An 18,404-nucleotide genomic window follows, 5' to 3' on the forward strand; every position below is an offset into this window, starting at 1 on the left:
CTCGTGAGGAGGACCTGATGCTGCGAGCAGTGGGCTGGGCCCGATCGTTTCCGGTGTCGTACGGGGTGCGCGCGGCGCGCACCTGGACGCGGGAGCACCTGGAGTCGCTGCGCTGGACGGCCGACGCGCCGGAGACGGTCGACGCGATCCTCGTGACCGTCTCCGAACTGGTGACCAACGCCCACGTACACGCCAGGAGTCCGGCCCAGCTCGTCCTCACCTGGGACAGCCGCTGTCTGCACGTGAGCGTCAGCGACGAGGACGCGCACCTCCCCGCTCCCCGGGACCCGAGCTCCACGGCGACCTCCGGCCGTGGACTCGCGATCATCGACGCGCTCTCCGACACGTGGGACGCGCACGCCCGCCACGGCGGCAAGGCCATCACCGCCTGCTTCCGGCCGCCGGGCGGACCGGACCCGCACGACGGTCGGCCCCTGGCCGGATGACGACCGGGGGCCGGGGCCGCGTACGGGCCGCCGCGGGGCTCAGGCCACAGGGACCGGCGTCGTCGTGTCGTCACCGACGGCGTCCCAGGGCGGCGCGGCCCCCGACGCGGTCCACGCCGCCAGGGCCTCCCCGTCCACGCAGACGATGCCGCACAGGGCGGCGTACTCCAGGGCAGGGGCGGTGAAGGAACTGGTGGTCACGAGGATCGCGACGTCCGCCTCGTGGACGGCGAAGCAGGTCCCGCCGAACCGCTGGAGGTCCTGCGACCCGACCCGGTTGCCGTCGCCGTAGTGCTTGCACTGGACGACGACGCGCAGCCCCTGCGCGGTCGTGGCGAGGACATCGGCGCCGAGGTCGCCCGCACCGCCGACGACCTCCACCGCGGTGCAGCCGTCGCGGGCGCACAGCGCGGCCACCGCGTGCTCGAAGCCGTCGGCGTCGACCGCGGCGTGGTCCAGCGCCCCGGATCCGATGTCGGGCACCTCCTCCGCCGCCGGTATCGCGTACGCGTCGGGCTCCGCATACGCGTCGACGGTGCTCGGCGCGCTCGGCAGGTCCGCGACGTCCGTACGGGCGTGGCGGCGGTCGGGTGCCAGGCCCCGCTTCGCCAGGGCCACGCCCGTCGCCAGCAGCACCGCGGTGCCGAGCGGGAGCACGAACGCCCCGGCCCCGTCCGCTCCGGTACTCCGCAGGAAGACGGCCAGGCCGCCCAGGCAGATCGCCACCAGCCCGACCGCCAGCACCACGTCGCGCACCAGGGACGCCGGGCCGCGCCCGGATGTCCCTGCGCCCCGCCTCGACGGCCTCGTCCTCGACGACCTCATACCGGAGTCTCCCCTCACTCGTTCGCGCAGGCCGCGGCCTCGAACCCCAGACGGGTTCGAGACCGCGGACGTCTCGCGTGTGGCCGGGAATCCAGTCCTCAAACAGGGAGTGACACCGGGGTGTCGCCGGATGCCGCGCCGGACCCGGCGTTGGTGGCGTGTTGGTGGGCCGTTGGTCGGCGGTTGGGAGGGGCGAGCACAGTGCTGTTCGTGCACTCCCCACCGAGCGGCACCTGTGACGGAGCGAGCGGAAAGCGCGCGGCGTCCAGCCAACGACCTGCCATGACAATGGAGATACCGTGAAGAAGATCGCCCAGGCCGCCTTGACGGCCACCGCGATAGCCGCCTTCGGACTGTTCGCCGCCGGTCCCGCGAGCGCGGCGTCCTCCGTCTGCGAGGGATACACCTGCACCAGCGGAAGCGTGCCGGCCAACGGCAACCACCAGGTCTGCTTCTCCGGCACCCACACCGGCCTCGCCTACTGGGGTCGGGCCGAGCTCTGGGACGCCGACACCGGCGTCATGGTCGGCTCCTTCCCCACCAACGGCTTCGAGACCAAGAGCACGTGCGTGGGCGGTCTGTACGGCCAGCACTACTACGAGCGCGGCAGCGGCGGCTTCTTCTACGGCAAGGTCTGGAACTGATCCGCGACCGGACACCGCATCACGAACGGCCCCTGCCGGCAGATCCGGCGGGGGCCGCTCCCCTGCCCGCTCCCCTGCCCGCTCCGCTCCGGAGCGGGCACTCGGGGGCCGGCTGGGAATCCGCCACCGCCTGACGGGAATCGGCCAGGTCGGGCCGCGCTCCCCCGTGCCACCGGGGGCCGGTGTCTACGCTGCTCGGCATGACGGTCGTGGAAGAGAAGATGCCGCCCAGGGGGCCCGTCACGCCGAAGCCGAGCGGGCGCCCGCCAGGGCCCGTCACGCCGGACAAGAATCCTCCCTCGCCGCCGGACCACCGTCCCCCGCCCGGGGCCTGAGGTGACGTCCGGGCGCGTCAACTGGGCGCAGCTCCCCGAGGGGCTGGTGGCCGCCGTCGGGGAGCGCCTCGGCACCACGTTCACCGCCCGCGACGCCGAGCACTCCGCCGCGGCGGGCATCGCCTCCGTGCTGGACCTGGAGTCGGGGGGGTGCGTCTTCGTCAAGGGGCAGCGCGAGCGTACCCCCGTCGCCGGTGCGGATCTGGGGGAGGACGACTCGTGGTGGGGGCCCGGCTGGTCGCCCGTGGACGAGTTGGATCTCGAAGAGGCGGTGAACCCCCACCTGCCCGCGAGCGCGCCACGGGTCCTGTGGCGGCTGGCCGGCCACGGATGGCACCTTCTCGCTTTCGAAGGAGTCCGCGGCCGGGACGCGGATTTCGTGCCCGGCTCGCCGGACCTCGCGCCGGTCGTCGCGGCGCTGGCCGAACTGGCGCCGCTGCCCGCGCCGCCCGCGGTACGGCTGCCGACCGCCTGGGACCGTTGGGGGTACTACTGCGCCGACGGGGACGCGGAGCTCCTCGCCGGTTCGCGCCTGCTGCACACCGACCCCGCCTCGACCAACCTCCTGGTGGAGGGCGGCGGCCGGGCCCGCCTGGTCGACTGGTCATGGGCCTCGGTCGGTCCGGCCTGGATCGACACGGCGTTGTGGGGAATGCGGCTGGTGTCCACCGGCGGGCACTCCCCCGAGCAGGCGTGGCAGTGGGCGGCACGGGTGCCGGGCTGGACCGACGCCGACCCGAGGGCCGTCGCGGTCCTCGCGCGGGCCGAGGCCCGACGCTGGCACGACCTCGCCGCCGAACAGCGGGCCACGGCCGACTCGATCGCCCGGGCCGCCGACGCGTGGGCCGCCTTCCTCGCCACCCGCGGCAGCACCTGACCTACGAGGTCGGCTTCTCCTTCCGCTTGCCGGTGCGGCGCTGGTCCTCGGTGCCGGAGTTCCGGGCCTCGCCCGCCCCGCCGTCCTTCGTGCCGGGGACGATGGCGTCCTCCGCCGCCCGTCGGGCCGCGCGGTCGCCGCTCTCCCCCGGTGCTTCGGAGGGCGGGGTCGGCTTGCGGTGTTCCTTCGCGGTCATCGTCTTCCCTTTCAGGCTCGGTGAGCGCGGGACGTCGGTGCACGCCCCCGGCGCGCTCCGCGCCTACCCCTCATCGGCGCGGCCACCCGCGAGGACCGCCCCGACGTTTCCTTCTCTGCCATGGGCGCCGCGCGACCGGGTCGCGGAGCGGGTGAGGCGCGGAGCAAGTGGGGCGCGGAGCAAGTGGGTCAGCTCTTCGCGCTGGGGACGGCGAGCGGCTCGCCCGGGGCGTTGGCCCGGCCCGTCGGGCGCCGCCAGCGGGCGCCCCGTCGGGGAGCTCTACCCCGCGCACCCGCGTGGCGCTCGGGAAATGCGGCCGATAGCCCGCAACCGGGGACGTGTCCACGCCGTCCGCCGTTCACACGGCGGGCGGGAACCTGTCCCAGGCCCGGTGTTCGGCAAGGGCGGCCGCGATGCCCGCGACCGCCGCCGGGCCGTCCTCACCCGAGGTGACACCCGGCTCGTCCGATGTGATCCCGGCACCGGCGAGGAGCTCGTCCGCGCCGTTCCACCCGCCGATGGCCTTGCCGTGTCGGTAGGCCTCGCTGACGAGCAGCAGGACGCGCGGGTCGGGGGCTCGCGGCGGCTCGGTCGCGCCCGCCTTGGCGTCGCGGGCTCCGTAGGCGTCGGCTCCCGCTTCGGGAGTCCCGGCCAGCAGGAGGGCGTCGAATTCGACCGAGCGGGCGGTGGCGAAGGTGCGCTGGACCGCGATCGGGTCGCCGTGGGGGTCGAGGGTGCCGCCCGTCGGGGCGATGACGAGGGGCACCATGCCGGCGTCCAGAAGGGCGCGGCGGGCTGTTCGTACGCCGTCCAGGTCGGCGTCCGGGTCGGCGACGATGCCGACCACGCGTCCGTCCGTCGGCCAGGTCCCTCCCAGTTGGGAGAGGGCGGGGCTGGGGTCCGCGGCGACGAGGGGCACGGTGGCTCCCGGTGCCGGCAGCCCCAGGCCGGTGGCGACCTCTTCGCACAGCTGCGGGTCGATGTTGGCCAGGGCCTTGAGGGTGCGTTCCTTGACGGCCTGCTCGTAGCACTTGTTCAGTTCGAAGGTGTAGGCGGCGATGATGTGCTCGCGCTCGGTCGGGGTCATGCTGAGCCAGAACAGCCGGGGCTGGGTGAAGTGGTCCGAGAAGGAGGCGGGCGCCTCGCGGACCTTGCTCGCCGCGGGGACCTTCACGGGCGTCTCGACGAAGGCGCTCGTGTCGGCGCCCGCGAAGAAGGGGCAGCCGCCGTCGAGGCTGTTGGGGTGGTAGGGCGCGACGCCGGTGTGGACGGCGCTCTGGTGCATGCCGTCGCGGAGCATGTCGTTGACGGGGGCGTGCGGCCGGTTGATCGGGATCTGGCCGAAGTTGGGGCCGCCGAGCCGACTGATCTGGGTGTCGAGGTAGGAGAAGAGCCGGCCCGCGAGCAGCGGGTCGTCGGTGACGTCGATGCCGGGGACCAAGTGGCCGGGGTGGAAGGCGACTTGTTCGGTCTCGGCGAAGTAGTTCTTGGTGTTCGCGTTCAGGGTCATCAGCCCGACGGGCTGGACCGGTGCGAGCTCCTCCGGCACGAGCTTCGTGGGGTCCAGGAGGTCGATGCCCTCGAAGGTCTGGTCTTCGGTGTCGGGGAAGACCTGGATGCCCAGTTCCCACTGCGGGAAGGCGCCGGATTCGATGGCGTCGAAGAGGTCGCGGCGGTGGAAGTCGGGGTCCATGCCGTTGAGCAGCTGTGCTTCCTCCCAGACCAGTGAGTGCACGCCCAGCTTCGGCTTCCAGTGGAACTTGACGAGCACGCTCTCGTCGGCCGCGTTGACCAGTCGGAAGGTGTGGACTCCGAAGCCCTCCATCATCCGGTAGGACCTCGGAATCCCGCGGTCGGACATGTTCCACAGGGTGTGGTGGGTCGCTTCGGTGTGCAGGGACACGAAGTCCCAGAAGGTGTCGTGCGCGCTCTGCGCCTGCGGGATCTCCCGGTCCGGATGCGGCTTGGCCGCGTGGACGATGTCGGGGAACTTGACCGCGTCCTGGATGAAGAACACCGGGATGTTGTTCCCGACCAGGTCGAAGGTGCCCTCGTCCGTGGAGAACTTCGTCGCGAAGCCTCGGGTGTCACGGACCGTGTCCGCCGAACCGCGCGAGCCGAGCACGGTGGAGAACCTCACGAACACCGGTGTCTCCACGCCCTTGGCGAGGAACGCGGCCCTCGACACCTCACCGGCCGTGCCGTAGCCCTTGAAGACACCGTGGGCGGCCGCCCCCCGCGCGTGGACGACGCGCTCCGGGATCCGTTCGTGGTCGAAATGCGTGATCTTCTCGCGCAGGTGGTGGTCCTGCAGGAGTACGGGCCCCCGTGCTCCGGCCTTGAGCGAGTGATCGCTGTCGTGGAGCCGCGCGCCCTGGGCGGTGGTCAGGTACGCACCGCTCTGCGCGAAGCGTGCCTGGTCCGCGCCCGTGGCCTGTCCGGTGGGGCTCACCGTCCCGGGGCCGTCCTGATCCGCCTTCGGGGGCAGCGGCTCCGTCGGCCGCGTGGGCTCGACCAGGGGCGGCGACACCGGGCCCGGCTTGCCCGGCAGCCCGCCCTCTCCCGACTCCGGCGCGGCTGGGGTGTGCTTCGCAGTCATGCTCGTCTCCTGCTCAGAGGATGTCGTCAGAGGCTGATGCAGGGGCTGTCGAGGACGGGCCCGGTGCACCGGCCGACGGCCGCTCGCGCATCGGGACCGGTGGGGTTCGTCCGGGACATCCCCTCGCCTTCTCGACGCGCGTGCCCCCGGCCGTACCGATCAACCGGATTCGCCCGGACTTCCGGCTGCGGGTGTCCGGAGCGACACGGTGGGTGACCGAGGGGCACCTGCGCATCAGCCCCACCTCCCGGGGCAACCGCCGGACATGAAACGACGTGCGAACGACGGACGCTCCTACTGGATGCGAACGGCCGACCTGCCGTCCTTCGCCCCCCTGGTGGGGACGGCGCAGGCGGATGCGGCGGTGATCGGCAGCGGCATCGTCGGCCTCAGCGCGGCATGGGAACTCGCCCGCTCGGGCCTGCGCGTCGTGGTGCTGGAAGCGGACCGGCTCGCCGGAGGCGTCACGGGTCACACGACGGGGAAACTCACCGCCCTGCACACCGCCGTGTACGACACGCTCCGGACGCAGCACGGAGAGGACACCGCGCGCCGGTACGCCGACTCGCAGAGCGCAGCGCTGCGTCACGTCTTCGACGTGGCCGCGGAGCTCGGGATCGACTGCGAGCTGGAGGAACGCCCGGCCTACACCTACTGCCGCGATCCGGACGCGGTGGAGGCTCTGCGCGCGGAGGCGAAGGCGGCCCGGGCAGCGGGTCTGGGCGCTTCGTTCGTCTCCGCGACCGGTCTGCCCTTCCCGGTCGCCGGCGCCGTGCGGGTCGAGGACCAGGCACAGTTCCATCCGCTCAAGTACCTGTCCGGTCTGGTCGAGGACATCGTCGCGCGCGGCGGAAGCATCCACGAGGGCACCCGCGTCACCGGGCTCGACGAGGGCGATCCGTGCCGTCTCACCACGGCCTCGGGAGCCACCGTCACCGCCCGGCACGTCGTCGTGGCCACCCACCACCCCGTCTTCGACCACGCCCTGCTCGCCGCGCGGTTGACCCAGCACCGTGACCTGGTGATCGCGGGCCCCCTGCCCGCCCCTCTCGATCCCCAGGGGATGTACATCACGGAGGAGGGCGGCAAACGCTCCGTCCGTACCGCGCCGCTCGACGACGGCAGCCGCCTCCTGATCGTCACCGGAGAGGCGTTCGCCCCCGGCGAGGGGGAGGACACCGAGGCGGGGTACGCCCGCCTGGAGGCCTGGGCCGCGCAGCGCTTCCCCGGCGTCACGATCACCGATCGGTGGGCCGCGCAGGACAACAGCGTCACGGACACCCTGCCCCTCATCGGTCGAATGCCCGGCGGCGGCGGGCACGTCTACGTCGCCACGGGCTTCGCCGGGTGGGGCATGACCGGCGGGGTCCTGGCCGGAACGGTCATCGCCTCCCTCATCGGCGGGGAGGAGCAACCGTGGGCCGGCATCTACGACCCCGCCCGCCTCGGCTCCACGCCGCGCTCCGCGCCGCAGCTCCTCAAAGCCCAGTGGGACACCGGCAAGCGCTTCGTCAAGGACCGCCTGGACACGCTCGGCGACGGCACCAACGGGACCGTGCGGAGCCTGCGGCCGGGTGAGGGGACCGTGGTCCGGTCCGGTGGCACACCGTGCGCCGTGCACCGCGACGACCGGGGCGGACTGCATGCGGTATCCGCCGTCTGCACCCACCTCGGATGCCTCGTCGCCTTCAACAACGCGGAACGGACCTGGGAGTGCCCCTGCCACGGCTCCCGCTTCGGCATCGACGGCGAGATCCTCCAAGGGCCGGCACTCGATCCCCTGGAACGGCTCGACACCGAAGAGCTGTGAGCCCCACCTCGACCATCGACGTACGACGGCACCCCGCCCGGCGCGAGCCGGCAGCAGCTCGGAGCGCCAGTTCTGCAGGGTCCGGCTCCAGAAGTCCGGCCTCCTCCATCGACCCCCGGATCGTGAGGGCCACCCGAATCGGGGTACGCGCCCCATGACCGCGAAGCGTGCGCCGGCTACGGAGGCCGGCATCACGCCGCGAGGATCCGGCGCCGAGGATTCGGCAGACGACAGCAGGAGGAGTTTTCATGGCCGTCCGGCATCAGCTCATCCATCGCTCGCCGCGTACCACGTGGGCCGTGCTCGCCGACCCCGAGCTCTACGGTGAGTGGGTCGTGGGCCCGTCCGAGTCCACACCTCTCGATCACGACTGGCCGGCCCCCGGGTCCCGGCTGCGCTACACGATCCGGCTGGGCCCGTGGTCGACGGAGGGAACCACCACCGTTCGCCACCAGGAGGCCCTCAGGGAGCTGGAGCTGGAGGCTTCCTTCAAGTCGCTCGGCACCGCCAGGATCTTCCTCCAGCTCAGGCCCTGGGGCGAGGAAACCCTCATCGTGTGCGACGAACACCCCCTGCGCGGCCTGGGAGGGATCCTGCACAACCCCGTGACCGAAGCGGCCCTCCAGCTCCGGCACCGGGGCATGCTGGCCCGTCTGGCCAAGCTGGTGGAACAGCAGCCCGCCGAGGCCCTACGCGCATGAGGGCCCCGACCGGCCGGGGGGGGTGGCCGATCGGGGCGGGCCCGGGCCAGCCGGGGGGGGGTGGCCGGCCACGGGCGTTCAGGGGTGGGGGCGGGCGGATGACATCAGCACTCGCCCCTACAGATAGATGAACGGTCAACCAGGACGTATTGTTCCCCGCCCGCAGGAACCGGTTTCTACGAAGTGGGCGTGGGGTTCGTCGCCGGGCCGAGGCGGTGCAGGGCCACTCGTTCCTCGGCAGCGGTGAGTGCGGCGTGGACGGTGCGCTCGCCCATGAGGATGCACAGCGTGTACGCGGCGTTCGCCAGTATGGTCCGCAGGGTCGGGTCGGTGGGGGCGGCCAAGGTGCGCCGGCGGGCGGCCCGTAGGTGGGTCAGCTGTTGACGCAGGACGACCGGGGGCGGGAGAACGACGCCCGCCGGGTAGGACGGCAGCCGGCGGGCCGCTTCCACCCCGGCGCGCAGGGCACGTTCCAGCACCGGGGACACCGCGGCGTCCCCGGTACGCAGGGTCGCCGCCGCCGCGGCCGCCTGGGCCGGCGTGGCATGCGCGGTGCGGGCCGCCTGGGCCAGGATGTGCTCGGCGTGCTCGGCGGTGCACGGCACCAACGCCATCAAGATCCCCTTGGCGCTCTCCCAGCCGACATCACCCTGCAGAGCGGTGACGGCCTCGGGCATCTCGCCCGAGCTGATGTCGGTGGCAGGGGTTGGGGCTGGTTCTGCGTTCATGGGGCCTCGGTCCTCGCAGAAACGGAACATCACGGTTCGCCGAACCTAGGGGCGTCGTGGGCGCCGCCCGGCCGGGTTCAGGCGGACCACGCCGTGGTTGCCTCGGATGGCTCGATCCGGTGCGCCCCGCGCACTTACCCCCGAAGCCGGCGCTCATACCCATCGCCACCGCGAACGTGGAACGCGTTGCGGGGTCCTGGTGCCGATGCACCAGGACCCCGAAGGAACTGCTACACCACCGCTCAAGCGGCGACCGACTGGGGCCGGCGCAGTTCCGCCTGGCCGAAGAGGAGGGCGTAGCCGTCGGGCAGGTTCTGGAGGATCCGGGCGAGGAGCTCGGGGCCGGCGAGGCGGTTGACGGCGGCGAGTACGGCGCCGGTGTCCCAGCGGGCCGTGGCCGGGGTGGCGCCGGTGCGGGCGGCCAGGTCCTTGACGAAGCCCCAGCCGGTGAGGCGTTCGGTGTCGGGGATCTGAGCGGTCAGCGAGAGGGCGGCTTCGACGGGCAAGCGCTGGGCGAGGTCCACGCGTTCGTCGCCGGTGAGCTGGCGGCCGAGGGCGGCCAAGACGTGGTGGACGGCCTCTTCGGCGCGCTCGCGGGTGGGATAGGCACCCTCGTAGCGAACGCGCTCCAGCATCTGCTCGAACGTCGCGAAGGTGCGGGACGGGTTCGCTCGGGGCTGGTCGTACATGGCTGCGGGGTGCCTTTCTCTGCGAAGGATCCGGCGGTCCGGTGGCCTGCCGGTCGCGCCGGCGGGGCAGGTGGGCTGGATGTGGCCGAAGAGGACGTCGTAGTTCCCGATGAAGGAGGGCGGAGGGCGGGCGCCGGGGGATCAGGACTTCCCGCCCTCCGCGGCCGGCTGACGGGGGCTTCAGCCGGAGATCTGCTTGCGGCCGTCGCGGCCGCCGATGCTGACCTTGCGGGGCTTGGCGCGCTCGGCGATCGGAATGCGCAGGGTCAGGACACCCGCGTCGTAGTCGGCCTCGATGCGCTCGGTGTCCAGGGTGTCGGCGAGGACGATCTGGCGGGAGAAGACGCCCAGGGGCCGCTCGGACAGCTCCACCTTCACGGAGTCGGCCTTCGCGACCGGGCGGCGCTCCGCCTTGACGGTCAGCATGTTCCGCTCGACGTCGATGTCGATCGCCTCGACGCTCACACCGGGCAGGTCGAAGGCGATCACGTACTCCTCGCCCTCGCGGTAGGCGTCCATCGGCATCACCGACGGCTTCGACCACGTACCCGACGTACCCGAAAGCTGCTGGACGATCCGGTCCATCTCGCGGAACGGGTCAGTGCGCATCAACATCGCGAAAACACCTCCAGTTGGCTGCGGCAGAAACTGCCAATGCGCTTCAACGTGCACCTGTTGTAGCATGTCATCAAAACGATGACAAGCAACGGAGTCGCCTGATGGATGACCGAGAAGAGAGGGAGACGCGAGACCCGGTCGCGCGCCGCGGTCCGGCCTCCTCCCACTCCACCGCACGCGCCCTGCGGAGCATTCACGCGGCGATCGGCGAAGCGCACGGCGCCGACGCGGACGAGGCCGGCGCCCCGGCCGACGCGCTCGCCGCCCTACAGCTGCTGCGCGAGGTCCGCGAGGAGCTCGCGGCGTGGGAGAGCGGCCTGATCGAGACCGCTCGCTCCACCGGGGCCAGCTGGGCCGACCTCGCAGCCCCCCTGGGCGTCGCCAGTCGGCAGGCCGCCGAACGCCGCTACCTGCGCCTACGCCCCGGGGCCGCCGACACCACCGGTGAGCAACGCGTGCAGTCCGTCCGCGACCAGCGCGCGGCCGACCGCACGGTGGCCGCCTGGGCCGAGGGCAACCTGAGCGCACTGCGCCAGCTCGCCGGACAGATCCTCGGGCTCAGCGACCTCCCCGCGGGATCGGGCGGCCGGATCGACGAGCTGACCGCGGCCCTCGGCCAGCCGGGCGCCGCCCGGCTCGTGGAGGCACTCACCGCCACCCAGCCCGACCTGCGCGAACACCACGGCGACCTCGCCGGGCGGGTCGACGCCCTGAGCAGGCAGACCCGTCGGCTCCGGTCCGACAGCGACGAGCGACGCAAGGCTTGAGCACCCCGTCACGGGCGCAGCCCCCTCCCCGACGACCCGCACCCCCGGAGTGCCGCCTCATGTTCACCCACCACAGCCGCCACCCCGGTGCGGACGGATTCCCCATCGAAGTGACCGCGAACGCCGTCACCGTCCGCCTCCACGGTGAGATCGACATCCTGACCAGCGGCGAACTCCACCTCACCCTCGGCGAGGCACTGGACAGCACCTCGCCCGCCCGTCCTCTCGTCGTCGACTTCAGCAGCCTCACCTTCTGTGACTCCGCCGGCCTGCACGCCCTCCTCACGGCCCGCATCGCCGCCGAGAAGAAGAACACCGAGATCCGCCTGACCGGCCTCGGCCACCAGGTGCGCCGCCTCTTCGAAGTGACCGGCACCCTCCCCCTCTTCGTCAGAGCGTGAGGGCGGGTTCGAGGACGTCCTGGCACCACTGCCGGAACCCGGTCTCGGCGGCGAAGGAGCCCCCGCGCGGTTCGGCGTCGTACATGCCGTCGTTCTGCGCATGGACCATCTCCGCCATGTCCTTGGCCAGCGCGGGGCTCGCACCGTGGCGCACCATCGTGGACCGGAAGTCGGCGAGGGCGATCTGGCGGTAGCCCACCCGGCTCCGCAAGGTCTCGGAGACGATCTCGGCCATGGCCACCGGGGTCGGCGCATCGGGGCCGACGACGGGGACGCGGGCCCGGCCGCTCCAGGAGGGGTCGAGGAGGAGGGCGGCGGCGGCTTTCGCGACGTCCCGGGTGGCGACGGTCGGCAGGGGGCGGTCCGCGGCGTTCGCCATGGCGATCGTTCCCTGCCTGATCGCCGGGGCCTGGCGCAGCAGGTTCTCCATGAAGAAGGGCAGGGCCAGGGCCCGGTAGGCGATGCCGGCGGACTCGATCATGGCGTCCATCTCCAGGGCGGCCGTCAGGAGCCCGGCCTCGCCCGCGTATCCGTGTCCCAGGGACGTGACGCCGACCATCCGCACCTCCCGCCTCGCGGCCTCGTGGGCGGCGTGCCGGGTGAAGTCGAGGTAGTGCTGCCTGGCGTCGCCGGCATCGTGGAAGCCGGCCGGGGGCACGAGCCAGAACATCCGGTCGGCGCCGTCGAGCGCCTTGGCGATGGTGTCGGCGTCGCGGTGCGAGCCCCGCACGACCTCGGCTTCGGCGCGCACGTGCTCCGGCAGCCGCGCGGGATCACGGACGACCACACGAACCGCCTCCCCGGCGTTCAGGAGCCGGTCGATGAGCTGTCGACCGATGTCTCCGGTCGGTGTGGTGACGACGATCATGACGGGCCTCCAGGAGGGGATGTACGGGCGAAAGGGGTGAGTCGCCGTACGTGGAGTCAATCGGGCGTGATCCACGAGGTGAAGGACCGTTTCCCACCGGATTGATACCCTGGAGGTATGAGTGACGTGGAGGTGCGGCAGCTGCGCTACTTCGTGGCGGTCGCGGAGGAACTGCACTTCGGCCGCGCGGCCGATCGGCTGGGCATGGCACAGCCGCCGCTCTCGCGCGCGATCCGCGAGCTCGAGCGGCGGCTCGCCGTGCGACTGTTCGAACGCACCACTCGGCAGGTGGACCTGACCGCGGCGGGAGAAGTTCTCCTGCGCGACGCCCGGACCGCTCTGGAAGCGGTCACGGCCGCCACCCACCGGGCCCGGGAGGCGGGGCGCGCCTCGCCGCGACTGCGGATCGCCTTGAAGGCCGACATCGACGGGGGCCTGCTGCCGCAGATCCTGAGCGCCTACAACGCCGACGGCGCCTCCTCGGCGCCGGAGCTGGTCCTCGGCGGGTTCGGTGAGCAGTCGCAGGCTCTGCGCGAGGGGCGCGCCGACGTGGGGCTCGTCCTGTGCCCTTTCGACGACCGCGGACTGGACAGTGAACCGCTCCTGTCCGAACCGGTCCTGGTCGCTCTCGCGGCCGCCGACCCGCTGGCCGCCCGGACCACCCTCCGTCTGGACGACCTGGCGGGCCGCGAAACCACGGGAGGGGCGCCGGCCGACCGGGGGCAGCCCGTCGAACACCGCGCTCGACCCGACGCGCCGCGGCCCGCCTCGAACCTGTCGGAGATCTTCAGCCTCGTCGAGACCGGCAGCATCGTCTTCTTCGCCCCGGCCTCGGTGGCCCAGCGCTATCCGCGCCCCGAAATCGCCTACCGACCGGTCACCGACGTTCCCGACTCCGTCCTGGCCGTCGCCTGGCCGCAGGACGCGCGCTCCCCGGCCGTCGCCGCCTTCGTGCGCGCGGCCCGCGCGGTCGCGGCGGCAGCACAGGACGGCCTGGCAGCCCACCACGGCCCGCCGGATGGACGGGCCGTGGTGGGCGATGGGCCTCAGCCCAGCTGGTCGTAGTCGAACTGGCGGTCGTACAGCGGCGCCCAGACCTCGGGCCAGGGAGTGGTGGTGCTCCCGCACGCGCCCAGGACCACGGGAGAGCGCCGGCCGGTGTCGCGAATGCACTGGCCGGTGCTCGCCTCGACGAGCTCCCAGCGGTTCGGATAGGCCTCCGTACCGCGGTAGTTCCAGGTGAACGCGGCGCAGCCCCAGCCGTTGGTCAGGACCAGCGGCGTGCCGGGCGCGGTGCCGCCCTGGGTGCCCAGGCAGTAGGTCCCGAAGGCGCCGACGGTGAAAGTGCCGCCGCCCGTGCGCTGGAAGGTGAACCGCTGGTGGAGCGCGTTCTTGCAGTCGAAGGTCTGGATGACCGCACCGACCTGGGGCGCCCCGCCGCCGCGGATGTCCAGGCACTTCCAGCTGACGGCGGCCCGTAGCTCGTAGATCGCCGCGTTGTGGAAGTTCGTCGTGTAGCTGATTGCGGGGTTCTCCGCCGCCTGCGCCGCAGACGTCGGCAGTAGCAGGGCCAGCAGCGCCATCAGGGCGGCCGCGAGGGCGGGTCGGCCTAAGCGGATCGACTTTCGGGTCACGCGTTCTCTCCTGTTCCGAGTACGTCCTTGACCCGACGAAGCTAGCGAGGGCGCCCGGACCCCCGGTACCCGCCCATTCAGGGGGGCACCGGGGGTCCGGGGGCAGGAGGTGCGGGCGGGATTACTCGATCACGAGTTCCACGGGGATGTTGCCGCGGGTGGCCTTCGAGTAGGGGCAGACCTCGTGGGCCTGCTTGACGAGCAGGGCGCCCGTCTCGCCCGCGAGGGCCTCCGGCAGCTCGATGCGCAGGGTCACGGCGAGGCCGAAGCCCGTGGCGTCCTGGCCGATGGAGGTCTCCGCGGTGACCGACACGTCGCTGGTGTCGACCTTGGCCTGGCGGCCGACGAGGCCGAGCGCGCTGGCGAAGCAGGCGGCGTAACCGGCGGCGAAGAGCTGCTCGGGGTTGGTGCCCTGACCGTTGCCGCCCAGCGCCGGAGGCATGGCCAGCGCGAGGTCGATCTGACCGTCGGAGCTGACGGCGCGGCCCTCGCGGCCGTTGGCGGTGGCGACAGCGGTGTACAGCGCGTCCATCGGAGTTCCTCTCGGAGGGGTGAACCTGTGCGACCGGGGTCCGACCGCTCCACCAATGAAGCACACAACTGAACGGAACACAACTAAGCTGTGCACAACTCAATTGCTGACAAGGGTCTCGGGGTACACTGGTTCCCATGACCGAGCAGCAGCGCGCCCCCCTCTCCGACCAGGACTTCCTCCGGCTGGACGGACAGATCTGCTTCGCGCTCAACGCCGCGAGCCGCGCCTTCGGCGGGCTGTACCGCGTCGTCCTCAAGGACCTGGGCCTCACCTACCCGCAGTACCTCGTGATGCTGGTGCTCTGGGAGCACGGCGAGATGCCGGTCAAGCAGCTCGGACAGCACCTGCGCCTCGACTCGGGCACCCTGTCACCGCTGCTCAAGCGCCTGGAGGCGGCCGGCCTGATCCGCCGCGAGCGCAGCACCGAGGACGAGCGCTCGGTGCACGCGGTCCTCACCCCGGCGGGCGCCGGGCTGCGGGACCGCGCGGTGGAGGTGCCCCGCCGGATCGCGCGGGCGACGGGCTTCGAGCTGGAGGAGATCCGTGACCTCCAGACGCGGCTGAGCCGCCTCACGGAGGCCCTGGACACCGCCACCGCGGACGAGAGCGCGAAGGACGGCGACGACACCCGCGAGCGGTGACCTCAGCGCCCGCCCCCCTCGCACAGGGGCCCTCCGCGAGCCGGACCCGTCTCGGCGAGCGTCAGCCCCGGAAGCGTTCCAAGGCCTCCACGATCAGTGCGTGGTCCTCGAGCTGCGGGAGCCCCGACACCGTCACGGACCCGATGACGCCCGCGCCCTCGACGGCGATCGGGAACGAGCCGCCGTGTGCGGCGTAGTCGGCGGGATCGAGGCACGCGTCGATGTCGAAGTTCCGGCCGCGCGAACGGAACCGGGTACCGGTCAGCAGCGAGGAGACGCCGAATCGCTCCACGGTACGGCGCTTGCGATCGGCCCAGGCGTCATTGTCGGCGCTGGCCCCGGGCAGCGCGCAGTGGAACATTTGCTGCGCCCCGCGCCGGATGTCGATCACCACGGGCGCCGACCTTTCACGGGCCAGCGATACGAGCAGCTGGCCGAGCGCCCAGGCGTCGTCATGGGTGAAGCGGGGCAGGACGAGGCGGGCCTCCTGCGCCTCCAAAGCGGCCACGTCGGCGGCGCTGTCGGGTAGGGATACGGGTGCGGGGGTCTCCTGGGCAGTCATGCGCCCACTTTGGCAACAGCGTTGCCGAAGTGCAAATGGCCCGGGCGCTCGCTCCGGAGCGAAGGCTGCCCGGTCGCGCGCGGTGGTCAGGGCGTGTCGCCGGAGTAGTGCAAGCGGCACACCACCCCCGGGGCGCCCGGCGGACGCGGCTCGCCGGGGCGCGGGTCGTAGAACGCTCGGCCGCCGGGCCACCGCGACAGCTCGGTGGACAGGGCGACTCCGTCGTCGACTTCCTCCGGCCGCAGGCCCGTGATGTCGAGCAACAGTCCGTCCAGGGGCCCGCCGACGAGGACCGCGTACTTCCGGTGCGGCAGCGGGCCGGGGACGGGGTCGTCGTGGTCACGGCCGTACACCCGGCCTCGCAGCACCTGCTCGTCATCCGCGTTCATACGACCAGCCTCGCAGCCACCACCGACAACACGTGCCCGGTCCCCGGCCGGGCCGATGGAGGGTCAGTGGCCGGTGCCGGCCTTGACCGCCTTCGTGGCGAAGTAGCCGGAGAGCCAGCCGGCGGTGGCGTCCGAGTGGTGCGGCGCCTCGGCGAAGCCGGTGATGGCGAAACCCGCCGCGATCTGGCCGCCGAGCTGGTCGGTGAGCGTGTGGCTGTACTCCAGCGGCGCGTCCAGGCCCCACAGTCGTTCCCGCTCGGCGGGCTCCAGGTGCGTGAGGTCGCTGTAGGGCAAGCGGTGACGCACCACCAGCTCGCCGCGCGCCTCCAGCGGCTCGGCGTCGAAGAGGTAGACGTCCGGGTTGAGGAAGCCGGACAGCAGCGTTGCGCCCGGGCGCAGCACGCGGTGGCACTCGCGCCAGACCGGCGCCGGCTCCGGGATGAACAGGTTGGAGACCGGGTGGAAGACCAGGTCGAACGAGGCGTCCGGGAACGCGCTCAGGTCGCGCGCGTCGCCGAGCACGGTGCGCAGGTCGAGGCCCTCACGCGCCGCGACCATCTCGTCCTGTGCCAGCTGGCGGGGCGAGTTGTCGAAGACGGTCACGCGCGCGCCCGCTGCGGCCAACACCGGACCCTGCTGGCCGCCGCCGGAAGCGAGGCAGAGCACGTCGCGACCGGCGATGTCCGGCGGGAACCAGGTCGGGTCGACCGGCTCGTGCCCGATCAGGACGACGGACCACTGGCCGGCCCGAGCCTTCGCGATCACCTCGGGGCCGACCGGGCGCGACCACTCGTTGTCCGCCTCCACCTCGCGGTCCCAGGCGAGGCGGTTGTGCGCGACCGGGTCGACGGGGTCCACGGGATCCGCGGAAGTCTCATTCATGCGCCACACCCTAATGCCGCGTCAGGCCATGGCCGGGGCCCGGTGGCGGACCTGATCGAGGCCGCCGCCCGGGCTACTGGATGCTCCAGCGGTGCGGATGGTCGGGATCGGTGGGGCAGGCCAAGACGTTCAGCTCACCGAATCGGCCCACGGTGACCTGCGTCGGGGTGGCGCAGCGGTGGGCGGGCAGGTCTCGATCCTCCAGCGGCTTCCAGCTGCCGCTGCCGCCGTCCCACTCCGAGCTGTCGATGGTCAGCAGGAGGTGCATCGGCGTCCGGCAGGTCCGGCAGTCCATGGGATACGGGTCGGTGGCGTGCCAGGAGGCGAAGCCGCCGACGCGCCAGCCGGGCGGGATGGACAGGTCGTACTGGTAGCCGACCGGATCGGCCGCCATCTCGTCGGACGACCGCTCGGCCAGCTCGGCCTGGGCTTCGTCCCAGACGTCGAGCCGGTCGCGCAGCCCCTCGGGCAGGAGGCCGGCGAACGGGTAGCTGGCCACCCGCTCCGGGTGCAGCACACACGGCTCGGGCACGAACCTGTCGGACCCGACGACCAGCGGCTGCGGGGGAACGGCCAGGACTTCCCCGACCTCCCACGACCGCCGCCAGCGCAGCAGCAGATTCAGGTCGTGCCGGCTCGGGCCGTGCGCGTCGAAGGGGCACCAGAACACCTGGAGCAGGTCGCAGTCCTCCGGCCCCTTGGGCAAGTCCGGGACATCGCGCCGGTACAGCTGCGCCAGGCCGATCATCGGCAGCGGATCCGCTGCCGCCACTTCGGGGAGCCGGCGCTCCACGTGCAGCGCGACCAAGAGCTCGCGTTCCGCCTCCGTCGGGCCCGGGCTCTGTTCCCGAGCCCATGCGGCGTCCAGGATCCGCCGGTAGCTGTGGATGTCGGCCGGGCGCCGACCCCGCCCGTGGCCGTGGGCCTCACCGCACACCGGCCACCGCTCCCCCACCGGCCACGACATCGGACCACCCACCGAGCTGGCGGACGGCTCCGGGCTGCCCGGCCTCGGGTGGAGCCTCGTGGTCGTGCCCCGGTGGGCGGCCAGTTCCGGGAAGAGCGCCTCGACATCGAGCGGGCGCGGCGGCGTGGTCCTCGTCATGGAACGCGACCTTAGGCACCCGGCGACCTGAGCCGTCGAGCACCCCGGGGATGAATCGGTCGTTCGGCGGTCGGATCCGGCCGACCGGCCGATGTGCGTCCGGCCCCGAGGCCGCTATTCCAGAAGGGACCCCCGAAGTCCTCACGCAAAGG

The 18,404-nt window shown here is 72.5% G+C and carries 22 protein-coding genes; 9 read left to right on the forward strand and 13 right to left on the reverse strand.

The features are described from left to right. Positions 1-17: 17 nt before the first annotated feature. Positions 18-446, forward strand: coding sequence for an ATP-binding protein (locus ACZ4UB_RS30700; RefSeq protein WP_468075160.1), 429 nt, complete (start codon positions 18-20; stop codon positions 444-446). 39 nt (positions 447-485) lie between these two features. Here ACZ4UB_RS30700 and ACZ4UB_RS30705 read toward each other — a convergent pair whose 3' ends face one another. Further along, complete coding sequence (locus ACZ4UB_RS30705; protein ID WP_468075162.1) at positions 486-1,202, reverse strand: restriction endonuclease; 717 nt, start codon at positions 1,200-1,202, stop codon at positions 486-488. Positions 1,203-1,570: 368 nt separating this feature from the next. On the opposite strand from ACZ4UB_RS30705, the gene ACZ4UB_RS30710 reads away from it, so the two are divergent. Together ACZ4UB_RS30710 and ACZ4UB_RS30715 are read left to right on the forward strand one after the other, a co-directional pair. Next, positions 1,571-1,915, forward strand: a complete 345-nt coding sequence (locus ACZ4UB_RS30710) for a hypothetical protein (protein ID WP_468075164.1) — start codon at positions 1,571-1,573, stop codon at positions 1,913-1,915. 381 nt (positions 1,916-2,296) lie between these two features. After that, positions 2,297-3,127: an aminoglycoside phosphotransferase gene (locus tag ACZ4UB_RS30715; protein WP_468075252.1), complete on the forward strand. Its 831-nt coding sequence runs from the start codon at positions 2,297-2,299 to the stop codon at positions 3,125-3,127. Between the two features lies 1 nt (position 3,128). Here the strand turns inward: ACZ4UB_RS30715 and ACZ4UB_RS30720 are convergent, their stop codons facing one another. Both ACZ4UB_RS30720 and ACZ4UB_RS30725 read right to left on the reverse strand, forming a co-directional pair. Beyond that, on the reverse strand, positions 3,129-3,323 hold the full coding sequence (locus ACZ4UB_RS30720; protein ID WP_468075166.1) for a hypothetical protein: 195 nt from the start codon (positions 3,321-3,323) through the stop codon (positions 3,129-3,131). A gap of 358 nt (positions 3,324-3,681) precedes the next feature. Continuing rightward, positions 3,682-5,922: a catalase gene (locus ACZ4UB_RS30725; protein WP_468075168.1), complete on the reverse strand. Its 2,241-nt coding sequence runs from the start codon at positions 5,920-5,922 to the stop codon at positions 3,682-3,684. Positions 5,923-6,223: 301 nt separating this feature from the next. Here ACZ4UB_RS30725 and ACZ4UB_RS30730 point away from each other — a divergent pair, with 301 nt between their 5' ends. Both ACZ4UB_RS30730 and ACZ4UB_RS30735 read left to right on the forward strand, forming a co-directional pair. Next, positions 6,224-7,732, forward strand: a complete 1,509-nt coding sequence (locus ACZ4UB_RS30730; RefSeq protein ID WP_468075170.1) for an FAD-dependent oxidoreductase — start codon at positions 6,224-6,226, stop codon at positions 7,730-7,732. A 248-nt stretch (positions 7,733-7,980) separates the two neighbouring features. Further along, positions 7,981-8,433 carry an SRPBCC family protein gene (locus tag ACZ4UB_RS30735; protein WP_468075172.1) on the forward strand — a complete coding sequence of 151 codons (453 nt, stop codon included), beginning with the start codon at positions 7,981-7,983 and terminating at the stop codon, positions 8,431-8,433. Between the two features lie 176 nt (positions 8,434-8,609). Here ACZ4UB_RS30735 and ACZ4UB_RS30740 read toward each other — a convergent pair whose 3' ends face one another. The 3 genes from ACZ4UB_RS30740 to ACZ4UB_RS30750 all read right to left on the reverse strand — a co-directional run bounded on the left by ACZ4UB_RS30740 (position 8,610) and on the right by ACZ4UB_RS30750 (position 10,465). Continuing rightward, positions 8,610-9,161: a DUF5133 domain-containing protein gene (locus tag ACZ4UB_RS30740; RefSeq protein ID WP_468075174.1), complete on the reverse strand. Its 552-nt coding sequence runs from the start codon at positions 9,159-9,161 to the stop codon at positions 8,610-8,612. A gap of 242 nt (positions 9,162-9,403) precedes the next feature. Further along, positions 9,404-9,850: a DUF2267 domain-containing protein gene (locus ACZ4UB_RS30745; protein WP_468075176.1), complete on the reverse strand. Its 447-nt coding sequence runs from the start codon at positions 9,848-9,850 to the stop codon at positions 9,404-9,406. Between the two features lie 180 nt (positions 9,851-10,030). After that, on the reverse strand, positions 10,031-10,465 hold the full coding sequence (locus tag ACZ4UB_RS30750; RefSeq protein WP_468075178.1) for an Hsp20/alpha crystallin family protein: 435 nt from the start codon (positions 10,463-10,465) through the stop codon (positions 10,031-10,033). Positions 10,466-10,569: 104 nt separating this feature from the next. Between ACZ4UB_RS30750 and ACZ4UB_RS30755 the strand changes: the two genes are divergently transcribed. Next, positions 10,570-11,235: a hypothetical protein gene (locus tag ACZ4UB_RS30755; protein ID WP_468075180.1), complete on the forward strand. Its 666-nt coding sequence runs from the start codon at positions 10,570-10,572 to the stop codon at positions 11,233-11,235. Between the two features lie 59 nt (positions 11,236-11,294). After that, positions 11,295-11,636 carry an STAS domain-containing protein gene (locus ACZ4UB_RS30760; protein ID WP_468075182.1) on the forward strand — a complete coding sequence of 114 codons (342 nt, stop codon included), beginning with the start codon at positions 11,295-11,297 and terminating at the stop codon, positions 11,634-11,636. Here ACZ4UB_RS30760 and ACZ4UB_RS30765 read toward each other — a convergent pair. Continuing rightward, the gene (locus ACZ4UB_RS30765; RefSeq protein WP_468075184.1) at positions 11,626-12,504 is read right to left on the reverse strand and encodes an NAD(P)H-binding protein; all 879 of its coding nucleotides are present in this window, start codon (positions 12,502-12,504) and stop codon (positions 11,626-11,628) included. The two genes, ACZ4UB_RS30760 and ACZ4UB_RS30765, sit on opposite strands and share 11 nt — an antisense overlap. 117 nt (positions 12,505-12,621) lie before the next feature. Between ACZ4UB_RS30765 and ACZ4UB_RS30770 the strand changes: the two genes are divergently transcribed. Then, the gene (locus ACZ4UB_RS30770; protein ID WP_468075186.1) at positions 12,622-13,569 is read left to right on the forward strand and encodes a LysR family transcriptional regulator; all 948 of its coding nucleotides are present in this window, start codon (positions 12,622-12,624) and stop codon (positions 13,567-13,569) included. On the opposite strand, the gene ACZ4UB_RS30775 is transcribed toward ACZ4UB_RS30770, so the two are convergent. Both ACZ4UB_RS30775 and ACZ4UB_RS30780 read right to left on the reverse strand, forming a co-directional pair. Next, positions 13,551-14,138 carry an RICIN domain-containing protein gene (locus ACZ4UB_RS30775; protein WP_468075188.1) on the reverse strand — a complete coding sequence of 196 codons (588 nt, stop codon included), beginning with the start codon at positions 14,136-14,138 and terminating at the stop codon, positions 13,551-13,553. The two genes, ACZ4UB_RS30770 and ACZ4UB_RS30775, sit on opposite strands and share 19 nt — an antisense overlap. A 121-nt stretch (positions 14,139-14,259) precedes the next feature. After that, entirely contained in the window at positions 14,260-14,670 is a 411-nt protein-coding gene (locus ACZ4UB_RS30780) for an organic hydroperoxide resistance protein (protein WP_330328408.1), read from the reverse strand. Positions 14,671-14,807: 137 nt separating this feature from the next. On the opposite strand from ACZ4UB_RS30780, the gene ACZ4UB_RS30785 reads away from it, so the two are divergent. Beyond that, the gene (locus ACZ4UB_RS30785) at positions 14,808-15,314 is read left to right on the forward strand and encodes a MarR family winged helix-turn-helix transcriptional regulator (RefSeq protein ID WP_468075191.1); all 507 of its coding nucleotides are present in this window, start codon (positions 14,808-14,810) and stop codon (positions 15,312-15,314) included. A gap of 61 nt (positions 15,315-15,375) precedes the next feature. Here ACZ4UB_RS30785 and ACZ4UB_RS30790 read toward each other — a convergent pair whose 3' ends face one another. The 4 genes from ACZ4UB_RS30790 to ACZ4UB_RS30805 all read right to left on the reverse strand — a co-directional run bounded on the left by ACZ4UB_RS30790 (position 15,376) and on the right by ACZ4UB_RS30805 (position 18,252). Further along, the gene (locus ACZ4UB_RS30790; RefSeq protein ID WP_468075193.1) at positions 15,376-15,876 is read right to left on the reverse strand and encodes a heme-degrading domain-containing protein; all 501 of its coding nucleotides are present in this window, start codon (positions 15,874-15,876) and stop codon (positions 15,376-15,378) included. An 86-nt stretch (positions 15,877-15,962) separates the two neighbouring features. Continuing rightward, positions 15,963-16,265, reverse strand: coding sequence for a hypothetical protein (locus tag ACZ4UB_RS30795; protein WP_468075195.1), 303 nt, complete (start codon positions 16,263-16,265; stop codon positions 15,963-15,965). A gap of 63 nt (positions 16,266-16,328) precedes the next feature. Then, positions 16,329-17,147, reverse strand: a complete 819-nt coding sequence (locus tag ACZ4UB_RS30800) for a class I SAM-dependent methyltransferase (protein WP_468075197.1) — start codon at positions 17,145-17,147, stop codon at positions 16,329-16,331. A gap of 73 nt (positions 17,148-17,220) precedes the next feature. Further along, on the reverse strand, positions 17,221-18,252 hold the full coding sequence (locus ACZ4UB_RS30805; protein WP_468075199.1) for a hypothetical protein: 1,032 nt from the start codon (positions 18,250-18,252) through the stop codon (positions 17,221-17,223). Positions 18,253-18,404: the final 152 nt, after the last annotated feature.

The organism is Streptomyces sp. NPDC028419 (assembly GCF_055565515.1).